Origin of the sequence: Oceanobacillus aidingensis, assembly GCF_042654105.1 — a bacterium.
Lineage (GTDB): Bacteria > Bacillota > Bacilli > Bacillales > Amphibacillaceae > Oceanobacillus > Oceanobacillus oncorhynchi.
In genome coordinates this window covers 35,322-61,173 of the sequence record NZ_JBHSFT010000048.1, presented here as the reverse complement: position 1 = coordinate 61,173, position 25,852 = coordinate 35,322, and the positions used below count along the sequence as shown (strand labels likewise).

The window sequence follows — 25,852 nt, the reverse complement described above, 5'->3', positions numbered from 1 at the left end:
CACTAATTAAATAGCAATGGTTATGAAGTCATTTTCTTGCTGCTTGTATTACATAGTAAACTAAAAATCGCTTCTTGAAAACTTTTTTAAAGCCGTCCAAGGCAAATACCTTTAAAAATGTACGCACTCTTTTGTTTCAGCCTTCATAAGCTATATCGACTAAATAATTTCCCTTCATGATGCAGTTCTATAAAGCAAGGAGGGGGTAACATTTGAAGGATAATGGGTATAAACCGAAGCAGCTGCTGACCAAACGCGAGAAAGAAGTGTTTGAACTATTGGTACAAGATAAAACAACAAAAGAGATTGCCCAAGAGCTATTCATCTCAGAAAAAACTGTGAGGAACCACATTTCAAACGCGATGCAAAAACTGGGGGTAAAAGGCCGTTCACAGGCTGTTGTTGAATTGCTTCGCATGGGCGAATTAAAACTGTAAACACACAAAAAAGAAAAAATGATACACCAGCATGTCGTTCGAGATCAAAATACATTTATTTTCTTTTTTATTCTATTTTTGTTTTGAACTCAAATCAATACATGCATTCAGTGGTGAGATGCTACGGCAGGACTCACCATACAATCGTATACTTTATCGTCATTCCTTACAGGTATAAACTAAGGCTATATGAAGGTGCTTTTTAGTCTGAGCTTTGAAAAAAGAGCTCAGACTTTTTATTTTTAAAAGTAATGAAAGGTTTAACAATCAAATGCTCGCCGCATAATAAATCTGCCCCTTCAGATTTTATATAAGAAAAAGCCACCCTATTTTCAGGGTGACTTTTATACTATTTATCTTTTTAAAAGCCTACTTGCTCTGCAGCATACGTAGCATGCTCATTGCTGAACCCTTCAAACACGAGCTGATCAATCAAGCCGCTTTTGGAAAAACTGGAATAAGACAAATAATCTTCTGCTGTTAATACTGCTTGCTCCTGCCAATTTACATCTAATTGACTGACTGCATTCACCGCATGTTCATTGCTGAATCCTTCAAATTCCAGCTGTTCTACCAAGCCGCTTTCTGAAAAGCTAGTAAATGCTATATAATCCTCTGCCGATAAAACTGCTTGTTCTTGCCAATCTGCATCCAATTGATTGACTGCATAAACAGCTTCTTCATTTGTAAATCCTTCAAATTCCAGTTGTTCTATCAAACCGCTTTCTGAAAAAGCTGTAAAATTTAAATAATCGCCAGCTGCGCTCACTGCATTTTGTTGAGAGAAGCTTTCTCCAGATGCTTCCTCTTCAACAAGTTCTTCTTCAACTTCTTCCGGTTCTATCACTTCAGCCAGATCCTCTTCTGCCTCTTCGGATTCCTCCACTTCAGCCGGATTCTCCTCTGCTTCTTCAGGCTCCTCCGCTTCAACCGTTTCTTCCTCTATTTCTTCCGTTTCTTCAAGCTCCTCCGCTTCAGCAAGTTCTTCTGCTTCTTCAGACTCTTCCTCCTCGGCAGCTTCTTCCTCTGCTTCTTTAGTCTCCTCCTCATTATTCATTTCATCTTGATCCGGTTCTTCTGCTGCCTCTCCTTCATCCCCGCAACCGCTTAAAATTGCTGCGGCTGCGATTATCGCGATTAGAAAAAACTGCCATTTTTTCAAAACACGCTTTCTTTCTTTTGACATATTGATCACCCCTGTATATGTAATAAGTAAATTTTACCATATATAATCAAATAGTAATAGATAGTATTTATCTTTTTTATAACTAAAAAATTTTCTTAAATTAATTAAATTACATATGAATAGGAATATCCTTTCCTTATTCTGCATTTCTTTTTCATTTTTCTTTAGCTCCAGAGAATATCTCACCTATTTATTAAACCATTTCTTTTCTATTCCTATCCAACATCTAAATTTGCTGCTACAGGCTTTCAAGAAATGTATTTTGACTTTTTTAGTTTTTCACGTCTCCCTTATTAAGGTTACAATTGATTACAGTTTCATATTGTTACTTTTTTATAGATTTTTATATGAATAGTCGCTATTTGTTACATTCCATTTCAAGTAACACATTGTTACTGTAAAATATAGTTATAGGGAGGATAAAAATAAATGCTTAATCAAAGATTAGCAGCATTAAGGAATGAAAAGAAAAATACCCAACAAGAAATATCAATTATTATTGGTGTCACTCGCCCTGCATATACTGCTTATGAAAAAGGAACAAGAACACCAGATTATAATTTAGTAGTTAAATTAGCTGACTATTTCGAAGTAAGTGTGGACTACCTGCTAGGCAGGACAGATAATAGAAATTTAGAAAATGAATTCAATCCAATCTCGGAAATCAGTCGTTTGATTAAAGAATATAGGGTGGAGTGTTCGAGATTCCACGAGATTGATCGATGGGAGGCAATGGGCCCGGATGAAATGAAAGAATTAGAGAAATATTTTACATACATTACAGATATGGCTATGAAGAAACAAAAGTATAATAAATAAACTATAAAACTGGGGGACGAAATGATGGGAATTTTAGATGGTTTAATGGGAAATGCTTCAAACGTAGATGAAAAGGAAATCATGAAAGAATACGAGCAATTATTTATTGAAGGGGAAGAAGTAAGCGCAGCTTTTAAAGTTATTCGTGATTTATTTATTTTCACCAATAAACGTCTGATTTTGGTTGACAAACAAGGTTTAACCGGCAAGAAAACAGAATATCATTCCATACTGTATAAAAGCATCTCCCATTTCAGCGTGGAGACTGCCGGACATTTTGATATGGATGCGGAACTTAAAATATGGATTTCAGGCGGAGTCAATCCGCTTGTTTCTAAAACATTTAAGAAAGACACTAATATTTATGATATTCAAAAAGTTCTTGCTTCAGTAGTAGTTTAAATTCATTTAGAAAAAATTAGCTACTAACTAGAAGAAAGGAATTAAAAACTAAGAAAGCTCTTTGAAAGCAGCGAAAACAGAAGAGCTAAATAATGCGCAAGCTGGATGGACGATAAAAAACTATCATCCATCCAGCTTTTTCTATTTAGACGTTCAGCCTGGCTATTCATTCTCTTCGTGTCCATCTAGTTTGAACGCGATTAATATAGATCATGTCTCCAGCAGCTTCTGCTTTAATGCATCAGACAGCTTTTTTGGGGCTTTCTTTTCTGTATCAATATAAACTAGCCTTCCTCGAGCTGTCAGGATGGCCTCCTCTTCTCTCATCACCTTATAGTGAATATCAAAAGAAGTATTGCCGACAGATGCTGTTTTTACATAAACACGAATATCATCGCCAAAATAGAGCTCCTTCAGATAATTACATTGCAAATCAGCAACAATAATTCCGTCTTTTTGACGCATATCCTTTGATAAAAAACCGATACTGTTTAAATAGGCAATACGCGCTTCTTCAAAATAAATAAATGGGGAAACATTATTCACATGACCATACATATCTGTTTCAGAAAATCGGACAGATATAGGGATATAGAAAGAAAAATCTTTCTCCCATGCCGAAAAATCTTCAATATAAGGAATACGGGGCATACAACTTTTTCCTCTCTCTTGTACAATTTTATATCAATCTCTATCTTTTAATTAAAACGTTTTCATTTTCAGTTGAAGAAAAACCCTGACCGGATTAGTGGTTAGGGTTTTTCGCTTGTTATCCATCACCTATTAAAGTGCTGTGTCGCTTCCAAAGAAGTTTTTAAATGCTTGGATATTGGTCGCGCGGTTCATTGCTGCGATAGAAGTTGTCAGAGGAATTCCTTTTGGACAAACTTGTACACAGTTTTGAGAATTTCCGCAGCCGTCAATTCCGCCGTCTTCCATTAAACCGTTTAAACGGTCACTGGCATTCATTTCACCAGTTGGATGCGCGTTAAATAAACGTGCTTGGGAAATAGCAGCAGGACCAATGAAATTGGAACTGTCATTTACGTTCGGACAAGCTTCCAGACAAACACCGCATGTCATACATTTAGACAGCTCATATGCCCATTGGCGTTTATTCTCCGGCATGCGCGGTCCAGGACCTAAATCATGCGTACCGTCGATTGGAATCCATGCTTTTACTTGTTTTAAAGCTTCAAACATGCGATCACGGTCGACGATAAGGTCACGGACAACATCGAATGTGGCCATCGGCTCTAAACGGATAGGCTGCTCCAGCTGATCAACCAATGCCGCACAGGACTGCCTTGCTGTTCCATTAATAACCATTGAACAAGCGCCGCAAACCTCCTCTAAGCAGTTCATGTCCCACATGACTGGTGTGGTTTGCTCTCCTTTGCTGTTTACAGGATTTTTTCGGATTTCCATTAAAGCAGAAATAACATTCATATTCTGTCTATAAGGTATCTCAAACGTTTCCTCATAAGGAGCAGCGTCCGGACCGTCTTGTCTAGTTATAATAAAGGTAACTTTACTTTGTTCAGCCATTTCGTTTACTCCTTTCTAATGTTTTGTTGTATAATCTCGTTTCCGAGGGGGAATCAAGGAAATATCTACATCTTCATAACTAAATACAGGCTCATTCTTTTCCGCATTGTATTCAGCAACAGTTGTTTTTAACCATTCCTCATCATTTCTTTCCGGAAACTCCGGTTTATAATGTGCTCCGCGGCTTTCGTTCCGGTTATATGCACCAATGGTAATCACTCGTGCTAATTGAAGCATATGCTTTAATTGACGGGTGAACATAACTCCTTGGTTGCTCCAGCGGGTCGTATCATTAATATTGATATTTTCCCAGCGCTCCATCAATTCGACGATTTTCTCATCCGTTTTTAACAGCTTTTCATTTTCACGTACCACTGTTACGTTATCTGTCATCCAGTCTCCAAGCTCTTTATGGATTTGATATGCATTTTCTGTTCCCTGCATATTCATCAGCTTTTCAAAATCGCTTTGTTCTGCTTCTTCACGAGATTGATAGAGTTCATCCGGAAGCTCTTCCACATGCTCCTCCAGCCCATCAATATATTCAATAGCATTTGGACCTGCCACCATACCGCCATAGATTGCGGATAACAGGGAATTCGCACCCAGGCGATTTCCGCCATGCTGTGAATAATCACATTCACCAGCAGCAAAAATTCCAGGAATGCTTGTCATTTGCTTCTCATCAACCCATAATCCACCCATGGAATAGTGAACTGCAGGGAAGATTTTCATCGGCACTTTACGAGGATCTTCACCGACAAATTTCTCATAAATCTCAATAATTCCGCCGAGTTTTACATCAAGCTCTTTTGGATCTTTATGCGATAAATCAAGGTAAACCATGTTTTCCCCATTGATACCAAGTTTTTGGTTTACGCAAACATCAAAAATTTCACGTGTTGCGATATCACGAGGAACAAGGTTACCATATGCCGGATATTTTTCTTCAAGGAAGTACCAAGGTTCTCCATCTTTATACGTCCAAACTCGTCCGCCTTCCCCACGAGCTGATTCACTCATTAATCTTAGTTTATCATCTCCCGGAATAGCAGTCGGATGGATTTGGATAAATTCTCCATTTGCATATTTTGCACCTTGCAAATAAAGCTTACTTGCTGCAGAGCCTGTATTGATCATGGAATTTGTTGATTTCCCGAAAATGATACCAGGTCCTCCAGTTGCAAAGATGGTTGCATCTGAACGAAATGCTCTAATTTCATGTGTTTTCACATCTTGAGCCACAATTCCTTTTCCTACACCGTTTTCATCAATAACCGCTTCAAGGAATTCCCAGCCTTCAAATTTAGTGACCAGTCCTTCCACCTCATAACGGCGAACCTGCTCATCTAATGCATATAATAATTGTTGTCCTGTCGTTGCCCCTGCATATGCTGTACGGTGCATCTGCGTACCGCCAAAACGTCGGAAATCTAATAGCCCTTCCGGCGTACGGTTAAACATGACTCCCATACGGTCAAACATATGTATAATACCTGGTGCAGCATCACACATTGCTTTTACCTGCGGCTGATTGGCGAGAAAGTCTCCGCCGTAAACTGTATCATCAAAATGCAAATCTGGAGAATCCCCTTCTCCCTTTGTATTAACAGCTCCATTGATACCGCCCTGTGCACATACAGAGTGAGAACGTTTTACAGGTACGATAGAAAATAAATCTACATTTACTCCTGCTTCAGCGGCTTTGATCGTAGCCATCAAACCGGCCAGACCGCCGCCGACTACAGCAACTTTTTTACTCATTCGTTAGCTCACTCCTTCTTTCATTCCATTACTATTTATACACCATATGCGAATGCAAGTAATGATCTTATACCTAGATAGCCGACTGCTAAAAATACAATCAGACACACATACGTAGAAATGCGCTGTGATTTCGGTGTTTGTGTAATACCCCATGTTACCATGAAGCTCCACAATCCATTTGCGAAGTGGAATACAGCCGAAAGAACCCCTACCACATAGAACCAAAACATCGGCGTGCTGGAAAGGATGCCTTCCATCAAGCTATAGTTGATATCCACATTTCCTAAAGCAAGCTGAACGCGTGTTTCAAATACGTGCCATGCAATGAAGATAACAAGGATAATTCCAGTAACCCGCTGTAGTGCGAACATCCAGTTACGGAAGAATCCATAACGTCGTGTACTGTATCTAGATGTAAAAACAATATAAACACCCAGAATCGCATGGAACAAAATTGGTAGATAGATTACTAATGTCTCCAGCAGCAATACAAATGGTAATTCGTGCATAATACCAGCTGCTGTATTAAATACTTCTTCTCCATACACAGCAAGATGATTGATAAATAAATGTTGTACTAGGAAAATACCAATCGGCACAACTCCCAGCAGCGAATGTAGTCTTCTAAAGAAGAACTCACGTTGTTCTGCCATGTTTACCCCCCTTTTGAAACGTAATCCCTATAATATGTATACTATAAAAATAAAGCGCTTTACAAAATTGTAAATATTTATTTTTATAGTACAGCCAATAACATCTATTATTGTACTTCTTACATTGTAAAGCGTCAAGAATTCCCGACCGGCTTCTTTAAGAAAATGAAAAGTATTTATTAAAATCTCTATTACTCAACTTTCGCACCTTAAAAAGAAACTTCATTTCCATAGAAACAGGAGTTGGCCGTTCCTTCGAAAACACCCTTGACAAAGAATAGAAGGTGGAGTGTAAAATACCGCTGCGGCGGACTGTTTTGTTTTCCATGGGGACGGAGCGGAGCTATGCACTATCATTAGTTCAAAAAAGCAGATTTAACTAAAAAGCAAGCACAATAAAGAAGAACTTGATAATCCTGAAACAACAAGATATATATGCTTATTCTTAGGTGCTATAGTTGAGTCTATTACATGAGAAATTGAATTATATTATTGCATCATTCTATAAGATAATCGCCGTTTTTACATCAAAATGAAACAAAACCATACGAAAACCAAGAAAAAGATTTAGAAAAGTCGCAGAGAATGTTATTATAATAGAGATATTTAACTTCGTTTGCGGTTCCAGATGATGTTAATCTCTTGGATAATCTATTAATTTAATGGCAGTGTTCAAAAATCTCGAAATATAGCTGACAGGAAAAATAACCGAATGACCGGACGACAGGCGGTGAAGGAGTCCCCTTTTCCTGCTCAGGCTGAGACCTGTATGAACACGCAAGTAAAGTTAAATTATCTAGTTCCTATACTTGCTAATCAACAGACAACAATACATAATAACCATAGACATGTAACACGAGCGAGACGTGAAGGAAAGGATGAAAATAGTGTCAAAGTATGGCAGCAATCAAAAATTAGATGTAACTGAGTTAGAGCAATTATATAGTGACGGCGCGGGATATGATATTTTACGCTATATTGGTCTGCCGGAGCTTTTTGGGGAAGAAAAAGATACACTTCTTTATTTTTTAGGCAGAAATCTGGCACGGAAATTTGAGTTCAGCAGTCTGGAAGATTTAAGTTTATTTTTTGAAAAAATGGGTTTAGGGACCCTGGATTTAGTAAAAGATAAAAAGAACGTAAAAACCTTTTACCTTCTATCCGATACAATTGTTGCGAAATTAAAATCAAATATGGAGACCGATTTCCGTTTAGAAGCCGGAATAATAGCAGAGGCGCTGCAGCAGCTGGAAGACGTAGATTGTGAATGCCTTGAATCTGTTCACCGTCGCCTGAAACAAGTTGAATTTACGGTTTATATACAGGATTAATAATCTTTAAAACTGAACAAAACGATCGCGAAACTTATTCGATTTCACGATCGTTTTGTTCTGCTTCCTGCTTCTTTAAATGTCCGATAACCTCTGTAGCTATATTTTTGGGTATGCCAATTTTACGCATATCTTCTAAAGAGGCATTTTTAATTTCTTCTACTGATTTAAAATGCGTCAATAAAAGCTTGCGCCGCTTCTCTCCAACCCCCGGGATACGGTCAAGCTCGGATTGAAACAATCCTTTTCCTCTTAATTGCCTGTGGAAGGTAATGGCAAAGCGGTGCACCTCATCCTGTATCCGCTGCACTAAATAAAAGGCCTGCGATTGGCGTTTTAACGGAATGACCTCTGGAGGTTCCCCATATAATAATTCGCTGGTTTTATGCCGGTCATCCTTAGCAAGTCCAGCAAGCGGAATACTTAAACCAAGTTCATTTTCCAGCACATCTGATGCTGATGTCATCTGGCCTTTTCCCCCGTCAACAATAATTAAATCAGGTAAAGGAAGCTCCTCGCGAAGTACTCTTGTATAACGTCTGCGTATTACTTCCCGCATGGTTTCATAATCATCTGGTCCCTTGACATCTTTGATTTTATATTTGCGATATTCTTTTTTATTCGGTTTTCCATCCTCAAAAACAATCATTGCCGATACAGGATCTGTTCCTTGAATATTCGAATTATCAAACGCTTCAATCCGGCGAGGTGTCTCTATATTTAAGTAATCTCCTAAATCCTCCATTGCTTGGTAGGTTCTTTCCTCATCCTGCTCAATTAATTGAAATTTCTCGTTCAAAGCGATTTTTGCATTTTTTTCAGCTAATTCTACCATTTCTTTTTTTCTGCCACGAAGCGGTGTATGGACATTGACTTCAAGTAATTTTTCCAATATCTCATCATCAATGCCTATCGGAACTAATACCTGCTTTGGCTTCAGATGGTTTTCCTGCAAATAAAATCGTGCAATAAAACTGACGATTGCTTCTTCCGCATTATCATAAAATGGGAATATACTGACATCGCGTTCTATCAGCTTTCCTTGCCGGATAAAGAAAACCTGTACACACATCCAGCCTTTATCATAGCTGTAACCAAAAACATCCCTGTTCACTAAATCATTAGCAGCCATTTTTTGCTGTTCCATCGTTGCATCGATGTATTGGATAGTGTCTCGAAGTTCTTTTGCTCTTTCAAAATTCAGCACTTCACTTGCTTCTGTCATTTCTCTTGTCAAACGGTTGCGAATATCCTTAAACCCACCATGTAAAAAGGAGGTTATCTCTTGAACAATTTGCTGATACGTTTCTTTAGAAGGCGGATTTTTACCACAGGCTAAGCATTGCCCCATATGATAATAAAGACACGGTCTGCCGGGAGGATTATTACATTTCCTGAGCGGATAGATTCGGTCTAAAAGCTTTTTGGTTTCCCTTGCCGCAATCACGTTAGGATAAGGACCAAAATATTTTCCTTTATCTTTTTTTAACTGTCTTGTGACAATTAACCTCGGGTGCCGCTCAGATGTAATCTTCAAATAAGGATACGATTTATCATCCTTCAGCATTACATTATATTTAGGATCATATTTTTTTATTAAATTCATTTCTAAAATAAGTGCTTCAATCTCTGATGACGTAACCATATATTCAAAATCTGCAATATCCTGGACTAAACGCTGCGTTTTCCTGTCATTCGCCCCGCGAAAATAAGAACGAACGCGATTTCTTAACTTTTTAGATTTTCCTACATAAATAATTGTCCCATGCTTATCCTTCATTAAATAACAGCCAGGCTGCATTGGAAGAATAGCCAACTTTTTTTCAATTGCTTCTTTCATCTATAACCAGCCCTTTATACATCAGAAAATCCCTTTTCATCTGCTTGATGACAAAGGGATTCTCTTTTTTCTAATAGAAATCAAAGAATCCGTTCTGTGATAAGGTATCACCACAGAACGAAAACGTGACTTTATCAGGCATGTTTATTAATTAAATCTGTTAATGCCTCTTTAGGTTGGAAACCAATAACCTGGTCTACCACTTCTCCATCTTTGAATAAAAGAAGTGTCGGTATACTCATTACACCAAATTTCCCAGCTGTTTCCTGGTTTTCATCCACATCTAATTTGACGATCTGTACTTTTTCTTCCATTTCTCCATCAATTTCTTCTAAAACAGGAGCAATCATTTTACAAGGTCCACACCATGGAGCCCAAAAGTCTGCAAGTACAAGACCTTTTGATGTCTCGTCTGTAAAGTTTTGATCCGTTACATGTTTAATTGCCATTATTTTTACCTCCTTAAAACATCATGCAGCTTATCATAAGCTTAGTATGAGTATATCATCGTATAAGTATACTTCCTAATAGTTTGCTTGAATTGATTAAAATTACTTTCAAAAGGCCTGTGTCTCAGCATTTCTCACAGACCTTTTATTTCCTTTATGCCTTTACTTTTTTAATTTCTTCAATAAGCAGCGGGATGACTTCAAATAAATCACCAACAATTCCATAGTCAGCAATATTAAAGATATTTGATTCAGCATCTTTATTTATAGCAACAATTACTTTGGAATTAGACATTCCGGCTAAATGCTGAATTGCACCGGAAATACCTACCGCAATATATAAATCAGGAGTTACCACTTTTCCGGTCTGCCCAATTTGCAGCGCATAATCACAATAGTCAGCATCACAGGCACCTCTGGATGCACCTACAGCACCTCCCAGTACATCTGCAAGCTCGTAAAGCGATTTAAATCCCTCTGCACTTTTCACTCCTCTTCCGCCTGCTACAATAACATTTGCTTCTGAGAGGTCAACCCCCTCCGAGGTTTTTCGGACAACATCCTTCACAATGGTACGTAAATCTTTAATATCTATATCCTTGGTATTTACTTCGCCAGATCTTGAAGCATCTTTTTCAAGAGCAGCTATATTATTCGGGCGAATCGTTACAAATATAAAATCATCTGCAAATGTCTTCTTTTCAAATGCTTTTCCAGAATAGATAGGACGAATAAATACATTGTCATCGCCATTTTTTTCAATGTCTACTACGTCAGAGATAAGTCCTGCTGACAGCCTGCTTGCAACCTTTGGTGTCAGGTCTTTTCCAATAGAGGTATGCCCCATGACAATTCCTTTTGGAGATAATTCATCGATAATTTCTAAAACCGCCTGTCCATACCCTTCTGATGTATACGTTTTCAAATTGTCGTGCGTGACTGTAACAACACTATCCGCCCCATAAGCAATTAGTTCTTCACCTGCACTGGTTAAATCACTATCACTGAATAAAACACCCACAATTTCAGCATCCGCATCAATTTGCTTCGCCGCTGCAATTGCCTCAAAGGAAACATTTCTTATATCATTATCTCTTACTTCACCAATCACTAGTAATTTATCGCTCATTATTATTATCCCCTTTCACTATCAGCTGCATTATCATACAAACTTTCTCTTAAAGTACCTTTTTGTCATTTTTCAATAAAGATACCAATTCCTTCACCTGATCCGCTACCTCTCCCTCTAACACTTTACCTGCTTCTTTTTCAGGCGGAAGATAAATATCGATTGTTTTCGTTTTTGCTTCTACGTCATCCTCATCTAGGTCCAGATCATCGATTTCTAATTCTTCAAGCGGTTTTTTCTTCGCTTTCATAATTCCCGGCAGTGAAGGGTAACGCGGGTCATTTAAGCCTTGTTGACAAGTAACTAGTACAGGAAGGCTGGTTTCGATGATTTCAACATCTCCTTCAACGTCTTTTTCTATCGAAGCAGTATCCCCATCGATAGACAGGCTCATTATCGTTGTAACGCAGGATATTCCCAAAAGCTCGGCAAGTCTCGGACCGACCTGACCGCTTGCTTCATCAATAGCAACATTCCCTGCCAAAATCAAATCAGCTTCCTTGTCTTCAAAAAATGCTTCTAAAATTTTGGCAGTTGTAAACTGGTCGCCTTCTTCCAAATCTTCTTCTGTATTAATTAGAACTGCTTTGTCCGCTCCCATAGCAAGAGCTGTCCGAAGCTGCTTCTCAGAGTCTTCGTCACCAATGGTAACCACTGTGACCTCTCCGCCATGCTTATCTCTTTGTACAATCGCTTCCTCTACTGCATATTCATCATAAGGATTAATGATGAATTCTGCACCATCATCTTCAATTTTCCCATTTTGAACAGCAATTTTTTCCTCTGTATCAAACGTTTTTTTCAATAATACATAAATATTCATATTCTTTTTCCTCCTTGTCACAAACTAGAATGTATGTTTAAAAAGCAGTCAATAATACTTCATCCTCTTATCATTCGAGTAATTTGGGAACCGCCAGAAAATCTATTTATCCTGAAAGTTTGCTGCTCTTTTTTCTTTAAAAGCGCTCACACCTTCTTTCGCATCATATGACCCGAAAATTTCACCAAACAAGCTCGCTTCCCTGTCAGCTCCATCTGCAAATTGGCTTGTATTTGCATAAGGAATCAATTGCATAATCCGGTTGATTCCAGGCTTGCTTTTAGCAGCAATTTTTCCGGCTAATTGACGAACTTCATTTTCCAGTTCATCTTCTTCCACAATCCGGTTAACAAGCCCCCATTCTTCCGCCTGCCTTCCGGAAATCGGTTCTCCGGTTAAAATCATCTCATATGCTCTGGCATTACCTATATATCGCGGCAAACGCTGTGTACCGGCAAAACCAGGAATAATGCCTAAATTCATCTCTGGAAGCCCTATTCTGGCATCAGCCGTTGCATACCTTATATGACAAGCCATTGCGAGCTCTAATCCTCCGCCTAATGCAGCGCCATGCATGGATGCAATAACAGGAAGCGGAAAATGCTCTATCCTGTTAAAAATGTTCTGGCCATTCTTAGCTAAAGTTTCATACTCTGATGCCTCTTGAAGAGCGGTAAATTCTTTAATATCTGCCCCAGCTGAGAAAAACTTGCCTTCTCCCTGCAGGACAACCACTTTGGCTTCCCCTTCTTGTTCAATCTGTGTTAACAGTTCATCTAATTTTGCGATCAGCTTAGAAGATAATGCATTAGCAGGAGGGCTTTTGATTGTTAAATAAGCAACCTTCTCCTCTACTTTTAATTCCAAAACGGACAAATCAATCACCTCTTTTTTATATTTCATTATCTGCTTATTTAGAAGCTAAAGCACTGACGAGCATTCTATGAATCTCAGGCGCCATGTCAACAAGATGATATTTCTGTTCCTTCATCACCCAATTCGTAACAATCTCATCAAGTGTACCGAAAATCATTTGCCTGACTAGAGGAATATTCAAATCCTCTCTAAAATGCTGCTGCTCCATTCCTTTTTGAATAATACCGTCAATCACGGTTAAGTAAGGCTTCAAAACTTGATTAATCTGCAGTCTTAAAGAAATATTTGATTGTCTTAACTCCAGCTGGGTCACAATAGCTAAATAATAATCTGAAGACAGCTGCGTGAAATGCATTTTTATTAAGGTATACAGCTGATTAGAAGCAGAATCATTTTCTTCGATTGCTTTTGCTATTTGATCGATAAATTCTCCCATTTTCACTTCGAATAAAGAAACAAGAATATGTTCTTTGTTCTTAAAGTATAAATAAATGGTACCGTCAGCAACATTCGCTTCCTTTGCTATTTTGGAGACCTGTGACCCATGGTATCCATTTTCGGCAATTACTTTTACAGCAGCTTCAATAATTTGATGATATTTTGGTTTTTGATTATTCATGATTTACTCCTTGATTACATAATTAAAAATGAGTGAATGGTCATTCATATTTTTAATATACAATTCTTGAAGTTTAATGTCAATGAAAAGCTGCTTTGGAAAAGAAAAAAAGAGCACGAGGCTCAAACAGATGCTGCTTCTTGTTTCTGTTTCTCTTCGTCAATCAGTTTTCTTCTTAAGATTTTCCCGACTGCTGTTTTTGGCAATTCATCACGGAATTCATAAATTCTCGGGACTTTGTAGCTTGCGAGATGTTTTCTTGCATATTCATTTAACTCTTCTTCCGTAAGAGCCGCTCCCTCTTTCAACACAATATAAGCCTTTACAGTCTCTCCTCTGTATGGATCCGGTATACCTGCTGCTACCGCTTCCTGGATAGCTTCATGCTCATACAAAACCTCTTCGATTTCTCTTGGATAAATGTTAAAACCGCCTGCAATAATCATATCCTTCTTTCTGTCCACGACATAGAAAAACCCGGATTCATCAACATATCCTAAATCGCCGGTCAACAGCCAGCCATCTTTCAGGGTACTCGCCGTCTCTTCTTCATTATTCCAATACCCTTTCATTACTTGCGGTCCTTTTACAGCGATTTCGCCGATTTCTCCAACCGGAACTTCTTCTAATCCCGTTTCACCCATTTGAACAATTTTAGCATCTGTATCCGGCCAAGGGACGCCGATACTGCCGTTAATACGTTCAGCATATACAAAATTTGCATGTGTTACAGGGGAAGTTTCTGTTAATCCATATCCTTCAACCAGCTTTCCACCGGTAATTCTTTCAAAGCGCTCCTGAATCTCAACTGGCAATGGGGCTGACCCGCTAATACACGCATCTATAGAGGATAAATCATATTTCTCTAATTCCGGATGGTTTAACAGACCGATATAAATTGTTGGGGCGCCTGGAAAAAGATTAGGTTTCTGTTTATCTATTACTTTTAATAAGTCACCCGCATCAAATTTTGGTATCAGAATAATCTTGGAGGCTTTTTTTATCGCAAAGTTCATCACAGCTGTCATACCGTATACATGGAAGAATGGAAGAATACCTAGAACCACATCCTGACCTTTTTGTTCTTCGCTGCGCGAAAGCCATGTTTCACACATTTGCACATTGGCACTTAAATTATAATGCGTCAGCATTACTCCTTTAGGACTGCCTGTTGTCCCGCCGGTATATTGTAAAAGTGCAAGGTCTTCTTCCGGATTAATCGGGGATTCTAAATAATCAGCAACCGAGTGCTCCATCATCTTTTTCCATACATGGGTATCATTGCTGGGCTCTACCTTCACCACCAAATTGTATTCTCGCTTCTGTATAAATGGATAAATCATATTTTTAGGGAAAGGAAGATAATCCTTGATGCCGGTTACAATAACATGCTCTAATGTCGTATGTGAACGGGCGCTGTTTACACGCGGAAGTAAAATATCTAAACAAATAATTGCTCTAGCCTGCGCATCATTCATTTGAAAAATCAATTCTCTTTCTGTATAAAGCGGATTTGTTGGAACAGCTATTGCTCCTGCCATCAGGATACCATAGTAGCTAATGACCGATTGAGGAGTATTTGGCAAAAAAATAGCAACCCTGTCTCCTTTTCTGATTCCGATAGATTGCAAATAATTCGCTGTTTTTTTCGCCTCTTTATACAACTCTTTATATGTCATCTCCTTACCCATAAAATAAAGCGCTTTCTTTTCTCCGTGTTGCTTCGCCGCATCAATTAAATATTGATACAGAGCGCACTTATCATATTCCAGTGTTTTAGGTAAATCCTCAGGGTAGCGATCATGCCAAGCCCTTTTTTCCAACATAAATCATTCCTCCTTCAATTTAGTCTATACCTATTATAACGGTTAATTGCTAACTTTGAAAATATTATCTAATATTTAGAGAAATAAATAAACCAATCCTACGATGAAAAAAATAATTCCAACTGCCATTAATATTTTTGCTAAACGTTCAAATATCACTCATTGCCCTCCTAACCAACGATGCTTGCTCCGATAACATAGGCTAACCCGACAGAGATGACCATCGAGATAAAGCCGACAGCCTTATTGCCGTTGCCGATTTCTTCATCCACTTTCATAAATGGAGTTAAAAATTCAAAAAATAAATATCCTGCTATTAATAATACAAAACCAAAAATCCCCCACCCCATCGATACCATTAAACTATCGTTATGCTCAATAGAGAATCTGAAAATCATGGCTATGCCGAATAGCTTTCCTCCGGTAGCCATCGCAACGGCCAGATTCCCTTTTTTTATTTCCTCCCAGTTTTTATAGGAGGTTACCAGTTCAGCAATTGCTAAAAAGAGCAGAGTGGATAAAATAAATACACTATACCTCGCTGCAGTGATTACTAAAATATTTTCCCAAAAGCCTTCCATTTTTCTCGCTCCTTCATTTGGAAAAAGGGATTTGTTGCCAATATTAAATCCATCCCTTTTTCCGATCTTACAAAACATTTAATTCGATTACTTATTCAAAGCGAATAACTGTAACGCCGCTTCCGCCTTCACCTGCTTCACCTGACCTTGAGCCTTTGATATGCGGATGCCGCTTCACAAATTCCTGAACACCCTTTCGCAAGGCGCCAGTCCCTTTCCCATGAATAATAGATGCTTGTGCGTAGCCGGCCAGCAATACATCATCCACATACTTCTCCAGCTTGTGCATCGCGTCCTCATAACGTTCGCCACGTAAATCTAACTCTGTTTTCACATGCTGGTTATTGCCTCTAACTGTGGCCACTGGCTCAGCCTGCTTCTTTTTCTTCTTCTTGACAAGCTCTAAATCAGACCGTTTTACTTTTACTTTCATAATCCCGACCTGCACCATATATTCCCTGTCATTAACCTTTTCAACAACCTCGCCAAGCTGATTTACGGTGAGCAGCTTAATCTCGTCTCCCGGCTTCAATTCACTCTGCTCTTTTTTCTTCTCAGGCTGGACTGCTGATTTATCCCTGCTTAGATTCGGCATTGCCTCGTCAAGCATCTTTCTGGCTTCGATCCATTCATGTTCCTTCATGCCAGACTGGTCTTTCATATTGCGCATCATCTGCACAATTTCTTCTGCTTCCTGACGCGCTTTCAGCAACGCTTTTTCAGCCTTCTCTTCCGTTTTTTCATAAATCTTTTGCTTCTTATCTTCCCATCGGTTCATTGCTTTTGTTAATTCTTGATGCAGTTTTTCACTCTCTTCCAGTACCTGATGCGCTTTTTCATAATCTCGCTCTGCCTCTGTATGGGATTGTTCTAAGGAAGCAATCATATTTTCTACTTGATGAGAATCCATACCAATCAGCTGCTTCGCTTGATGAATGATATTTCCGTCAAGTCCTAACCGCTTCGAAATGTCAAATGCATTACTTCGGCCTGGAACGCCAATTAATAACCGGTAGGTCGGACGCAAGGTTTCTACATTAAACTCCACAGAAGCATTGACTACCTGCGTGCGATTATATCCATAAGCTTTTAGTTCCGGGTAATGCGTTGTCGCAATGACACTTGCATTTTTGGAAAGCACCTCATCGAGAATGGACATTGCTAAAGCAGCGCCTTCTTGCGGATCTGTACCTGAGCCTAATTCATCAAATAAGACCAGCGACTGATCCGTGACATGCTTCATAATTTCTACAATGTTTGTCATATGCGAGGAAAAGGTACTCAAGTTTTGTTCAATCGACTGTTCATCACCAATATCAGCGAAAACCTCATCAAATATCGGCATTTCACAGCCATCGAGTGCGGGTACCTGTAAACCCGATTGAGCCATCAATGTACAAAGCCCAACCATTTTCAAGGTAACCGTCTTTCCGCCTGTATTTGGTCCTGTAATAACTATTGCCTGATAGTCCTGGCCCATTTCCACATCATTTGGAACAACTTGATCATCTGGAATATATGGGTGTCTTGCCTGCTGCATCTTTATATAACCATGTATATTCATTTTAGGTCTTACCGCATGCATTTTTTGAGCAAGTTTTCCCCGGGCGCTGATAAAATCAATTTCCGAAAGCCAATAGACATTATTTAAAAGCTCTTGTTCATAGGAAGCGATGTGCCCGCTGAGTTCCTTTAAAATCCGTTCTATTTCTTGTTTTTCTTTAGAAAATAAATCCTGTAATTTATTATTCATATCCACTACCGCTTTTGGCTCCATAAATAATGTCTGACCGGATGATGACTGATCATGGACAATTCCGCCAATGGCAGCCCGGTATTCCTGTCTTACCGGCAAAACATAACGATCATTCCGAATCGTGATAATCGCATCAGAAAGCATTTTACTGTTAGAGCGTGTATAGCTTTCTAACTTGCTGCGGACACTGCTTTCATACGTGCGGATAGAACTGCGTATAGAACGTAAAGCTGATGAAGCACCATCCATTATTTGACCATGATCATCAATACAGCTGTTAATATGCTGTTCCAAATCCCGGATAGCGATAATATTTGCTGCGGCAGATTGAAGAATTGGTATTTCTACATCCTCGACCTGTTCTAAAAAACTTTTGGCCTGTCTGCCTCCATATAACGTATCCCCAATGCATAAAACCTCATCTGCCGAAAGAATGCTCCCTATTGCACTGCGTTTCACACTCGGTCGTATATCAGATATACCTCCTAAAGGAATCACTTTATTCAGCCGGAAAATTTGAACAGCTTCATCAGTCTGCGCTTGTAACTCCTCTACTTCATCAAGCGTCGACTTTGGTCGTAATTTAGATGCTAAATCCTTTCCTATAGAGGTTTCTGCTTGATCACGAACCTTTTCAACAAGGCGGTGAAATTCAAGCGTTTTTAATACACGTTCGTTCATTTTAACCCCTCTTTTATTAAAAATTAAAATCTATGCTTTGTGCCAGTTTCTGCATAAAAACAATGACGCACTTATTTTCCCTGGTTAAAGAATGCGGCTAATTCTTCTTTTGTCCATGTGTTAATTACCGTGGACGGTTTAACCCATCCTTTTCGGGCTGTAGCTACGCCATATTGCATATGCTCAAGCATCTGATAGTTGTGCGCATCCGTATCAATGACAAGATTTACGCCTGCTTCCTGCGCTTTTTTAGCCCATTCATGGGATAAATCTAAGCGATTGGGATTAGCATTGATTTCTAATGCGGTATTTGTTTCTTTTGCTTTTTCAATCAATTTTTCCAGATTCACTTTATATCCATCTCTTCTTCCGATTAGTCTTCCTGTCGGGTGAGCAATAATCGAAACATATGGATTTTCTAAGGCGTTAGTCAGCCTGTGCATGATTTCCTCTTCCGATTGTTGAAAACTGGAATGTATCGCACCGATAACAAAGTCCATTTCCTTAAGAAAGTCGTCCTCAAAATCTAAGCTGCCATCTGGCAGGATATCCATTTCCACACCCGAAAAGATATGGAAATCAGCGTACCTTTCATTTAATGCATTAATTTCCTGACGCTGCTTACGAAGGCGTTCTTCATTTAATCCATTTGCTACGCGCAAGTATTTAGAGTGGTCTGTAATCGCCATATAGGAATATCCCATACTTTTTACCTTTTCAGCCATTTCGTCTAAAGACTGTGCTCCATCACTCCAGGTGGTATGCATATGCAAATCTCCGCGAATATCGGATAGCTGGATTAATTTCTGTTCCTCTGTAAACATGTCTACTTCTCCTGTATTTTCACGAACCTCCGGAGGAATAAAATGCAGACCAAAATGATTAAAAAAGGCTTCTTCCGTTTCAAACTGGAGCGTCTCTCCTGTTTCTTCCACCTCTACACCGTATTCACTGATTTTTTCACCGCGCGACTTTGCCAATTGCCGCATAGCTACATTATGATCCTTTGAACCGGTAAAGTGATGTAAAGTAGAAGCAAATTCCCCGTCAGAAACCATACGAAAATCAACATTGATATCATATGCTTCCTCTAAAGTAATAGAAACCTTTGTATCTCCGCTCGCAATAACATTTTTGACAGAAGGCAGCGCGACTAAAGCTTCTTTTACCTCACCTGCTTCATCTGTAGCAATGATAAAATCAAGATCCTTTACGGTTTCACGCATACGCCGGATGCTCCCTGCCTGAGAATAACGGATAATACCCGGAATATCCTCCAGGTAAGCTTCTATCTTCTCAGCAATAGGAAGCATCATTGCTACCGGAAGCCGTTCCGGTCTCTTCCCCGCATCCTCGATTGCTGCAACGATTTTCTCTACAGATTTTTTTCCAAATCCAGGTAACTCTTCTACCTTTCCAGACAGACAAGCTTCTTTTAACGTTTCCGCATCTATGACGCCCAGCTCCTGATAGAGCTTGGATAATTTTTTCCCGCCTAAACCTGGCAAATCTAATAACGGTACAAGCCCGGCCGGTACTTCTTTCTCCAATTCCGCTAGGGTTTCTGAATGTCCAGCTTCCATAAACTCGGTAATTACTGCTGCAGTTCCTTTTCCAATCCCTTTCATCTTTGTAAAGTCATCTATCTCATTTAAGCTGCGGTCATCCGTTTCAATCGCTTGCGCAGCCTTTCGATAAGCGCTTATTTTAAATGGATTTTCTCCCTTCAGCTCCATATAAACAGCTATATTCTCCAGCAAACGAATGATATCTTTCTTATTCATTTTCTTTCACCCTATTCTGTCACTATTTACATAAAACGAAACTTCCTTCCGTGGAGATTTTTCCTTTTCCACGGAAGGTTAGTTAAGTTAATCAGGAGATGAAGTGACCGTTTTCGCCCATACATATTAAAATAATTGTTCCATATATAGTTAGGGCGAATTACGGACACTCATGCCGTGATAAAACTGACTCAAGCTATCCATGTTAGTTTGAGTCAGTTTTGCTTTCTATACCTGATAATGACCTGTTATATTATTTGGCCAGAGATTCTGTCAAGTTAAACCATAATTCAAAAATACGATCTGAGAAATATGGTGTCTGTTCAATAATCCGCATTGCCAGAGAGGATCCTTGGATTGCTTCCTGCACCCCGCCAACAGGCGTTAACGCCAGGATATATAAAATAATGAAGCTGATGAGATAAATCTCAACAAACCCCAGCGCGGCTCCTAAAATTTTATTGATAAAGCTGATGATGGGAATTGCCGCCACAAAATCCAGCATAGAAGCAATAATCTGCAGAATAAATTTCACTGCAAAAAAGATAAGCGCAAAGGAAATCGCATTATAAAATGCTGATTCCACTGGCAGGTTTTCTAAAAACGCTGACCAGGCTCCATCACCTGAGAGGTCTGGATAAGGAATATACAAGGAGAGTCTTTCTGCAACCGGATTATAGTACATTACTGCTACAATAAAAGCAACAATAAACCCTGTTAAATGAAATAGCTGAAGGACAAATCCTCTTTTTAATCCCATCATAATCCCAAATAATAGAAGAATAATTATAATTAAGTTAATCATGTTTGTTAGTCCTCTTTCTTTCGTAATGAACCTAAAAGTGTTGCATAATCCTCTTTTAGTTTTAAATAATCGTTCATTGTATTCACAGCTGTTAATACTGCTAAGCTGGCTGTATCTAATTGTTTATTTGCATCATGGATTTCATTCATTTTTTGATCAACTAAATTGGCCACTAATTGAACATGGCGTTCTGTTTCCGTTCCGATAACATGGTATGTCCGATTGTATATTTCAACTGTTACGCGTTGTTTTTCATTATCTGTCATTTTGGCTTCCTCCTGTGTAACGTTGATTCTAGTATATATTAACATGAACTTTGCGTAAAAAGAAGTATTTCAAAATCCCGTTATATTTGCTATAGTCTTAGGTATCCGATGATTGGAGGAATGAAGCTTTGGGCCAAGAAGTATTAACAACATCTGCTGATAAAATCAAACAAATGAAAAAGCATTATCATACTTACTTACAAAAAACACCGCAGGGCGCTGTTTTCCGGGCAAAAACACCTTATGCTGTCATCACAGCATATCATTCTGGGAAAGTCCTCTTTCAGGGCAGCCAGCCAGAAGAGGAAAGCACCCAATGGAAGGATTCATCTGCTTCGACACAAGCAGCTAAAGCGAAGCCCTCTTCAAGTATGGACACAACTATTTTTCAAAAAAGTCATATAGGATCCGATGAGTCAGGAACCGGCGACTATTTTGGACCGATAACCGTTGCTGCGGTTTTTGCAGACAAAGCGCAGCAAGTTCAATTAAAGCAGCTGGGTGTGGAAGACTCCAAACACTTAAAAGATGACGCCATCCACCGTATTGCACAAGAGATCATACAGCTTCCTATTTCATATACCATCCTTAAACTGGAGAATGAGAAATACAATCGCCTGCAGTTTAAAGGCTGGTCGCAGGGGAAGATGAAAGCAATGCTGCATCATCATGCCATTGACAAATTAATTAAAAAATTAGATGGTACAGATTATGATGGAATCGTCATTGATCAATTTTGTGAGCCTGCCGTTTACAAACGCTATCTGCAATCAGAAGCATTAAAGCTTCATGAGAAAACTACTTTTATTACAAAAGCAGAAAGCCATTCAATTAATGTTGCTGCTGCTTCTATTTTAGCCAGAGCCCGGTTCGTAACAGCAATGGATAAATTATCCCAAGAAGCAGGCATTACCTTACCAAAAGGCGCGTCCGGTAAAGTGGATAAGGCAGCAGCCAATTATATAAAAGCTCATGGCGAACAGCAGCTGGGACATGTTGCTAAGCTTCATTTTGCCAATACAAATAAAGCAAAGAAATATTTACACTAAATGAGGTGCTACAATGAATATACCTTTAAAAAACGATTGGGGACAAGTTTTAGAGCAAGAATTTCAAAAAGACTATTATAAGCACTTGCGGAAATTTCTAAAAACAGAATACGATTCTAACTCGATTTATCCGGATATGTACGATATTTTTAATGCGCTGCATTTCACAGATTTCCAGGAAGTGAAGGTTGTTATTTTAGGTCAGGACCCTTATCACGGTCCTAACCAGGCACATGGCCTCAGCTTTTCCGTACAGCCTGGCGTGCCAGTGCCCCCTTCCTTAAAAAATATGTATCAGGAGCTCGCAGCTGATGTTGATTTTAAGATTCCCTCCCATGGTTATCTGAAAGAATGGGCTGATCAAGGGGTGCTCCTTCTTAACAATGTCCTAACCGTTCGGGCACATCAAGCACATTCTCATAAAAATCAAGGCTGGGAGCGATTCACGAATCAAGTAATTGCTGCTTTAAATCAGAAGGATCATCCGGTTGTCTTCTTATTATGGGGCGCAGCAGCACAAAAGAAGATAGAATTGATTGATACCGATAAGCATTACATTTTAAAAGCGCCGCATCCCAGTCCATTATCTGCCCACCGCGGTTTTTTTGGATGCCGTCACTTTTCAAAAACAAACACTATTTTAAAACAGGAAAATCTGACTCCTATTAATTGGCAGCTTTCTTTGACGGTGAACCCCGTTAAATGAATCAAGTCTATTTATGCTAAAAGCCGCTGGCACAGCTTCAAAATCTGTGCCAGCGGCTTTTCATATCTTGATCAGGAACGGACATACGATCCAAATTGATTATTTACTTTTTCAACAACCGCTTGGTAAGATGTCTCCACTTCATCATCTTTCAACGTACGGCTTGGGTCCTGATACAGAAGACGATAGGCTACAGATTTTTTGCCTTCTTCCATATGCTCTCCCTGATATACATCAAATATAGAGACTTCTTTTACTAACGGAGCTCCTGATTCCTTAATCACTGCCTGAACCTCTCCAGCAGGAACATCATTATCCAGAATAAAGGCGATATCTCTTGTTACAGATGGATAACGCGGAATATCCGTAAAGGAAGGTGTTGCTTGATGTACAGAAAATACAGATTCCAGATTTATTTCAAAAACATAGGTTTCCTTCACATCAAAATCTTTGGCAACAAGCGGATGAACTTGGCCGACATAGCCGATACCTGTACCATTTAATCTGATTTCTGCACAACGTCCCGGATGCATGTCTTCCATTTTAGTCTGCGCAAAGGTAACATCTAATTCTAAATGTGCGAATAAGCCTTCCACGATTCCTTTTGCTACATAAAAATCAACCGGTTTCTTCTCTTGCTGCCAGGGGTGATTATGCCATAAACCAGTCAACGCGCCTGCAACATGCAAATTCTCAATTGGCTGTTTGGTTATCTGCTCTTCTTCAGAAATAAAAACTTTTCCAATCTCGTAATACGCTAAATCTGTTTGTGTTCTCGCTACATTATGCCGGAGTACGCGAAGCATTTCTGGAATAAGACTTAAGCGGAGATGGCTGTGCTCCTCACTCATCGGCATTGCTAAACCGACTGTATTAGCAGTCCCTTCCTCCATATCAGGTGTCAGGAATCGCGATGCATCCTGTTTATTTGTTAAGGAGTAGGTTAATGTTTCCATCAATCCGGCGCTGGATAAGTAATTTTTGATTTCCCGCTGCAGCAATTGGACATCTGTTAATCCTCCTGCCTGTACCCAGCCTTGCGGAATCGTATATGGCAGATGATCATAACCATAAATACGAATAACTTCTTCTAAAATATCTTCAAAAATAGATATATCCAGACGGCGCGTTGGAACTTGAACAACAATTTCTTCTCCATTTTTGCTGAATTCAAATTGCAGCCGTGCAAGGACAGAGGTCACGTCTTTTTCATCTAACTCCATTCCTAATCGCTGGTTCACTTTCGAAGTTGTAATGGTCACAGACTTCTCCGATTTATCCAATTCATCTACTTCTACAACACCAGCTGCTACTTTTCCGCCAGCATATTTTTGAAGCAGACTGCATGCCCGGATACCGGCGCGTTTCACACGATTTGGGTCAACCCCTTTTTCAAAACGCGTGCTGGATTCACTGCGCAGGCCTGTTTGCTTAACCGTATGGCGAACAGAAGCAGCATCAAAATAAGCAGCCTCCAGCAGGATATTCGTGGTTTCATCCGTCACCTCAGAATCAGCGCCTCCCATGACACCAGCTAAAGCAACCGGTTCTTTGCCATTCGTAATAACAAGATTCTTCTCATTTAATTGACGTTCCTGATCATCTAAGGTAACCATGGTCTCGTTTTCTTTTCCTTGCCGGATAACGACCTCTTTGGAGCCAAACCGGTCATAGTCAAACGCGTGTAACGGCTGTCCGTACTCTAATAATACAAAGTTGGTAATATCTACAACATTGTTAATCGGACGGATACCAGATGCCATTAAATAATTCCGCATCCATAGTGGCGCCGGCTTAATTTCCACATCTCTTATAACAAATGCTCCGTAATATGGGTTATTTTCAATGGAATCAATTTTCACATCAATATAATCCTTAGCTTGGATAGATTCATCTGCATTCAGGTTTTCATCTGGTAAATGGATTGGCTGATCTAAAACAGCTGCTACATCATACGCTACACCAAGCATGCTTAATGCATCCGGACGGTTCGCTAAAACATCTAAATCTAACACCGCATCATCTAGATTTAACAGCTCCTGTACAGGTGTGCCAACCTCTGCATCTTCTGGAAAAACAAAAATTCCTTCTGCGACGTCGGAAGGAATGTATTTTTCATCCAATCCGAGCTCCTGCAGGGAACAAATCATCCCATTTGATTCCACTCCGCGCAGCTTAACTTTTTTGATTTTCATCCCATTTGGAAGCTTGGCCCCAGGTTTTGCAACAGCAACCTTCTGACCCTCTCCAACATTCGGCGCCCCGCAGACGATTTGCAGGGATTCTTCCCCGACGTCTACTTGACAAAGATTTAATTTATCTGCATCCGGATGCTTCTCACAGGATTTCACATATCCCACGACAATATTTTCGACAGCAGGAGCCAGATATTCCACTCCCTCTACTTCAATCCCGGATCGTGTTATTTTTTCCGCTAATTCTTCTGGTGTTACATGATCTAAATTGACATAGTTTCGTAACCAATTATAAGAAACAAGCATGTACTCTCCTCCTTCTTC

The 25,852-nt window shown here is 39.4% G+C and carries 24 protein-coding genes; 6 read left to right on the top strand and 18 right to left on the bottom strand.

Going from position 1 to position 25,852, the window contains the following annotated elements; translation table 11 throughout:
* Positions 1–212 precede the first annotated feature (212 nt).
* The gene (locus ACFO3P_RS18865) at positions 213–437 is read left to right on the top strand and encodes a helix-turn-helix domain-containing protein (protein ID WP_040981732.1); all 225 of its coding nucleotides are present in this window, start codon (positions 213–215) and stop codon (positions 435–437) included.
* A 361-nt stretch (positions 438–798) separates the two neighbouring features.
* On the opposite strand, the gene ACFO3P_RS18860 is transcribed toward ACFO3P_RS18865, so the two are convergent.
* Complete coding sequence (locus ACFO3P_RS18860) at positions 799–1,623, bottom strand: Ltp family lipoprotein (protein ID WP_052485081.1); 825 nt, start codon at positions 1,621–1,623, stop codon at positions 799–801.
* A 429-nt stretch (positions 1,624–2,052) separates the two neighbouring features.
* Here ACFO3P_RS18860 and ACFO3P_RS18855 point away from each other — a divergent pair, with 429 nt between their 5' ends.
* Both ACFO3P_RS18855 and ACFO3P_RS18850 read left to right on the top strand, forming a co-directional pair.
* Positions 2,053–2,442: a helix-turn-helix domain-containing protein gene (locus ACFO3P_RS18855; protein WP_193062341.1), complete on the top strand. Its 390-nt coding sequence runs from the start codon at positions 2,053–2,055 to the stop codon at positions 2,440–2,442.
* Between the two features lie 24 nt (positions 2,443–2,466).
* Positions 2,467–2,844, top strand: a complete 378-nt coding sequence (locus ACFO3P_RS18850) for a PH domain-containing protein (protein ID WP_193062402.1) — start codon at positions 2,467–2,469, stop codon at positions 2,842–2,844.
* Between the two features lie 210 nt (positions 2,845–3,054).
* Here ACFO3P_RS18850 and ACFO3P_RS18845 read toward each other — a convergent pair whose 3' ends face one another.
* The 4 genes from ACFO3P_RS18845 to ACFO3P_RS18830 all read right to left on the bottom strand — a co-directional run bounded on the left by ACFO3P_RS18845 (position 3,055) and on the right by ACFO3P_RS18830 (position 6,812).
* Positions 3,055–3,495, bottom strand: coding sequence for an acyl-CoA thioesterase (locus tag ACFO3P_RS18845; RefSeq protein WP_042534428.1), 441 nt, complete (start codon positions 3,493–3,495; stop codon positions 3,055–3,057).
* 132 nt (positions 3,496–3,627) lie between these two features.
* Entirely contained in the window at positions 3,628–4,392 is a 765-nt protein-coding gene (gene sdhB, locus ACFO3P_RS18840) for a succinate dehydrogenase iron-sulfur subunit (RefSeq protein ID WP_042534429.1), read from the bottom strand.
* 15 nt (positions 4,393–4,407) lie between these two features.
* The gene (gene sdhA / locus ACFO3P_RS18835) at positions 4,408–6,156 is read right to left on the bottom strand and encodes a succinate dehydrogenase flavoprotein subunit (RefSeq protein WP_042534430.1); all 1,749 of its coding nucleotides are present in this window, start codon (positions 6,154–6,156) and stop codon (positions 4,408–4,410) included.
* Between the two features lie 35 nt (positions 6,157–6,191).
* A complete protein-coding gene (locus ACFO3P_RS18830; protein ID WP_042534431.1) occupies positions 6,192–6,812 on the bottom strand; it encodes a succinate dehydrogenase cytochrome b558 subunit in 621 nt (206 codons plus the stop codon).
* Positions 6,813–7,699: 887 nt separating this feature from the next.
* Between ACFO3P_RS18830 and ACFO3P_RS18825 the strand changes: the two genes are divergently transcribed.
* Positions 7,700–8,143 carry a DUF2507 domain-containing protein gene (locus ACFO3P_RS18825; protein ID WP_244882405.1) on the top strand — a complete coding sequence of 148 codons (444 nt, stop codon included), beginning with the start codon at positions 7,700–7,702 and terminating at the stop codon, positions 8,141–8,143.
* Between the two features lie 34 nt (positions 8,144–8,177).
* Here ACFO3P_RS18825 and uvrC read toward each other — a convergent pair whose 3' ends face one another.
* From uvrC to zapA, 12 genes are all read right to left on the bottom strand, one after another.
* Entirely contained in the window at positions 8,178–9,983 is a 1,806-nt protein-coding gene (uvrC, locus tag ACFO3P_RS18820; protein ID WP_193062343.1) for an excinuclease ABC subunit UvrC, read from the bottom strand.
* A gap of 134 nt (positions 9,984–10,117) precedes the next feature.
* Complete coding sequence (gene trxA, locus ACFO3P_RS18815) at positions 10,118–10,432, bottom strand: thioredoxin (protein WP_042534434.1); 315 nt, start codon at positions 10,430–10,432, stop codon at positions 10,118–10,120.
* 154 nt (positions 10,433–10,586) lie between these two features.
* Complete coding sequence (locus ACFO3P_RS18810) at positions 10,587–11,561, bottom strand: electron transfer flavoprotein subunit alpha/FixB family protein (RefSeq protein WP_289584819.1); 975 nt, start codon at positions 11,559–11,561, stop codon at positions 10,587–10,589.
* A gap of 49 nt (positions 11,562–11,610) precedes the next feature.
* Positions 11,611–12,384: an electron transfer flavoprotein subunit beta/FixA family protein gene (locus ACFO3P_RS18805; RefSeq protein WP_193062345.1), complete on the bottom strand. Its 774-nt coding sequence runs from the start codon at positions 12,382–12,384 to the stop codon at positions 11,611–11,613.
* A 102-nt stretch (positions 12,385–12,486) separates the two neighbouring features.
* Entirely contained in the window at positions 12,487–13,260 is a 774-nt protein-coding gene (locus tag ACFO3P_RS18800; protein WP_379542587.1) for an enoyl-CoA hydratase, read from the bottom strand.
* Between the two features lie 34 nt (positions 13,261–13,294).
* Positions 13,295–13,879: a TetR/AcrR family transcriptional regulator gene (locus ACFO3P_RS18795; RefSeq protein ID WP_339177552.1), complete on the bottom strand. Its 585-nt coding sequence runs from the start codon at positions 13,877–13,879 to the stop codon at positions 13,295–13,297.
* A 122-nt stretch (positions 13,880–14,001) separates the two neighbouring features.
* Positions 14,002–15,705, bottom strand: a complete 1,704-nt coding sequence (locus ACFO3P_RS18790; RefSeq protein WP_379542586.1) for a long-chain-fatty-acid--CoA ligase — start codon at positions 15,703–15,705, stop codon at positions 14,002–14,004.
* 170 nt (positions 15,706–15,875) lie between these two features.
* Positions 15,876–16,286: a DUF350 domain-containing protein gene (locus ACFO3P_RS18785; RefSeq protein WP_042534446.1), complete on the bottom strand. Its 411-nt coding sequence runs from the start codon at positions 16,284–16,286 to the stop codon at positions 15,876–15,878.
* A 91-nt stretch (positions 16,287–16,377) separates the two neighbouring features.
* Positions 16,378–18,723 (bottom strand): endonuclease MutS2, encoded by a 2,346-nt coding sequence (locus ACFO3P_RS18780; protein ID WP_379542585.1) that lies wholly within the window; start codon positions 18,721–18,723, stop codon positions 16,378–16,380.
* A gap of 71 nt (positions 18,724–18,794) precedes the next feature.
* Positions 18,795–20,507: a DNA polymerase/3'-5' exonuclease PolX gene (gene polX / locus ACFO3P_RS18775; RefSeq protein WP_379542583.1), complete on the bottom strand. Its 1,713-nt coding sequence runs from the start codon at positions 20,505–20,507 to the stop codon at positions 18,795–18,797.
* A gap of 253 nt (positions 20,508–20,760) precedes the next feature.
* Positions 20,761–21,312: a CvpA family protein gene (locus ACFO3P_RS18770; protein WP_379542582.1), complete on the bottom strand. Its 552-nt coding sequence runs from the start codon at positions 21,310–21,312 to the stop codon at positions 20,761–20,763.
* Between the two features lie 5 nt (positions 21,313–21,317).
* The gene (gene zapA, locus ACFO3P_RS18765) at positions 21,318–21,578 is read right to left on the bottom strand and encodes a cell division protein ZapA (protein WP_379542581.1); all 261 of its coding nucleotides are present in this window, start codon (positions 21,576–21,578) and stop codon (positions 21,318–21,320) included.
* A 128-nt stretch (positions 21,579–21,706) separates the two neighbouring features.
* Here zapA and rnhC point away from each other — a divergent pair, with 128 nt between their 5' ends.
* Together rnhC and ung are read left to right on the top strand one after the other, a co-directional pair.
* Entirely contained in the window at positions 21,707–22,627 is a 921-nt protein-coding gene (rnhC, locus tag ACFO3P_RS18760) for a ribonuclease HIII (RefSeq protein WP_379542580.1), read from the top strand.
* Between the two features lie 13 nt (positions 22,628–22,640).
* Positions 22,641–23,333: a uracil-DNA glycosylase gene (gene ung, locus ACFO3P_RS18755; RefSeq protein WP_379542579.1), complete on the top strand. Its 693-nt coding sequence runs from the start codon at positions 22,641–22,643 to the stop codon at positions 23,331–23,333.
* Positions 23,334–23,404: 71 nt separating this feature from the next.
* On the opposite strand, the gene pheT is transcribed toward ung, so the two are convergent.
* Positions 23,405–25,834: a phenylalanine--tRNA ligase subunit beta gene (gene pheT / locus ACFO3P_RS18750; RefSeq protein ID WP_379542578.1), complete on the bottom strand. Its 2,430-nt coding sequence runs from the start codon at positions 25,832–25,834 to the stop codon at positions 23,405–23,407.
* Positions 25,835–25,852: the final 18 nt, after the last annotated feature.

Coding starts and splice junctions, on each gene's coding strand:
- ACFO3P_RS18830 (WP_042534431.1), bottom strand. CDS start 6,812: ATGGCAGAACAACGTGAGTTCTTCTTTAGAAGACTACATTCGCTGCTG.
- ung (WP_379542579.1), top strand. CDS start 22,641: ATGAATATACCTTTAAAAAACGATTGGGGACAAGTTTTAGAGCAAGAA.
- sdhB (WP_042534429.1), bottom strand. CDS start 4,392: ATGGCTGAACAAAGTAAAGTTACCTTTATTATAACTAGACAAGACGGT.
- pheT (WP_379542578.1), bottom strand. CDS start 25,834: ATGCTTGTTTCTTATAATTGGTTACGAAACTATGTCAATTTAGATCAT.
- zapA (WP_379542581.1), bottom strand. CDS start 21,578: ATGACAGATAATGAAAAACAACGCGTAACAGTTGAAATATACAATCGG.
- ACFO3P_RS18785 (WP_042534446.1), bottom strand. CDS start 16,286: ATGGAAGGCTTTTGGGAAAATATTTTAGTAATCACTGCAGCGAGGTAT.
- sdhA (WP_042534430.1), bottom strand. CDS start 6,156: ATGAGTAAAAAAGTTGCTGTAGTCGGCGGCGGTCTGGCCGGTTTGATG.
- ACFO3P_RS18855 (WP_193062341.1), top strand. CDS start 2,053: ATGCTTAATCAAAGATTAGCAGCATTAAGGAATGAAAAGAAAAATACC.
- ACFO3P_RS18860 (WP_052485081.1), bottom strand. CDS start 1,623: ATGTCAAAAGAAAGAAAGCGTGTTTTGAAAAAATGGCAGTTTTTTCTA.
- ACFO3P_RS18845 (WP_042534428.1), bottom strand. CDS start 3,495: ATGCCCCGTATTCCTTATATTGAAGATTTTTCGGCATGGGAGAAAGAT.
- ACFO3P_RS18770 (WP_379542582.1), bottom strand. CDS start 21,312: ATGATTAACTTAATTATAATTATTCTTCTATTATTTGGGATTATGATG.
- ACFO3P_RS18850 (WP_193062402.1), top strand. CDS start 2,467: ATGGGAATTTTAGATGGTTTAATGGGAAATGCTTCAAACGTAGATGAA.
- trxA (WP_042534434.1), bottom strand. CDS start 10,432: ATGGCAATTAAACATGTAACGGATCAAAACTTTACAGACGAGACATCA.
- ACFO3P_RS18810 (WP_289584819.1), bottom strand. CDS start 11,561: ATGAGCGATAAATTACTAGTGATTGGTGAAGTAAGAGATAATGATATA.
- uvrC (WP_193062343.1), bottom strand. CDS start 9,983: ATGAAAGAAGCAATTGAAAAAAAGTTGGCTATTCTTCCAATGCAGCCT.
- ACFO3P_RS18780 (WP_379542585.1), bottom strand. CDS start 18,723: ATGAACGAACGTGTATTAAAAACGCTTGAATTTCACCGCCTTGTTGAA.
- ACFO3P_RS18805 (WP_193062345.1), bottom strand. CDS start 12,384: ATGAATATTTATGTATTATTGAAAAAAACGTTTGATACAGAGGAAAAA.
- ACFO3P_RS18795 (WP_339177552.1), bottom strand. CDS start 13,879: ATGAATAATCAAAAACCAAAATATCATCAAATTATTGAAGCTGCTGTA.
- polX (WP_379542583.1), bottom strand. CDS start 20,507: ATGAATAAGAAAGATATCATTCGTTTGCTGGAGAATATAGCTGTTTAT.
- ACFO3P_RS18790 (WP_379542586.1), bottom strand. CDS start 15,705: ATGTTGGAAAAAAGGGCTTGGCATGATCGCTACCCTGAGGATTTACCT.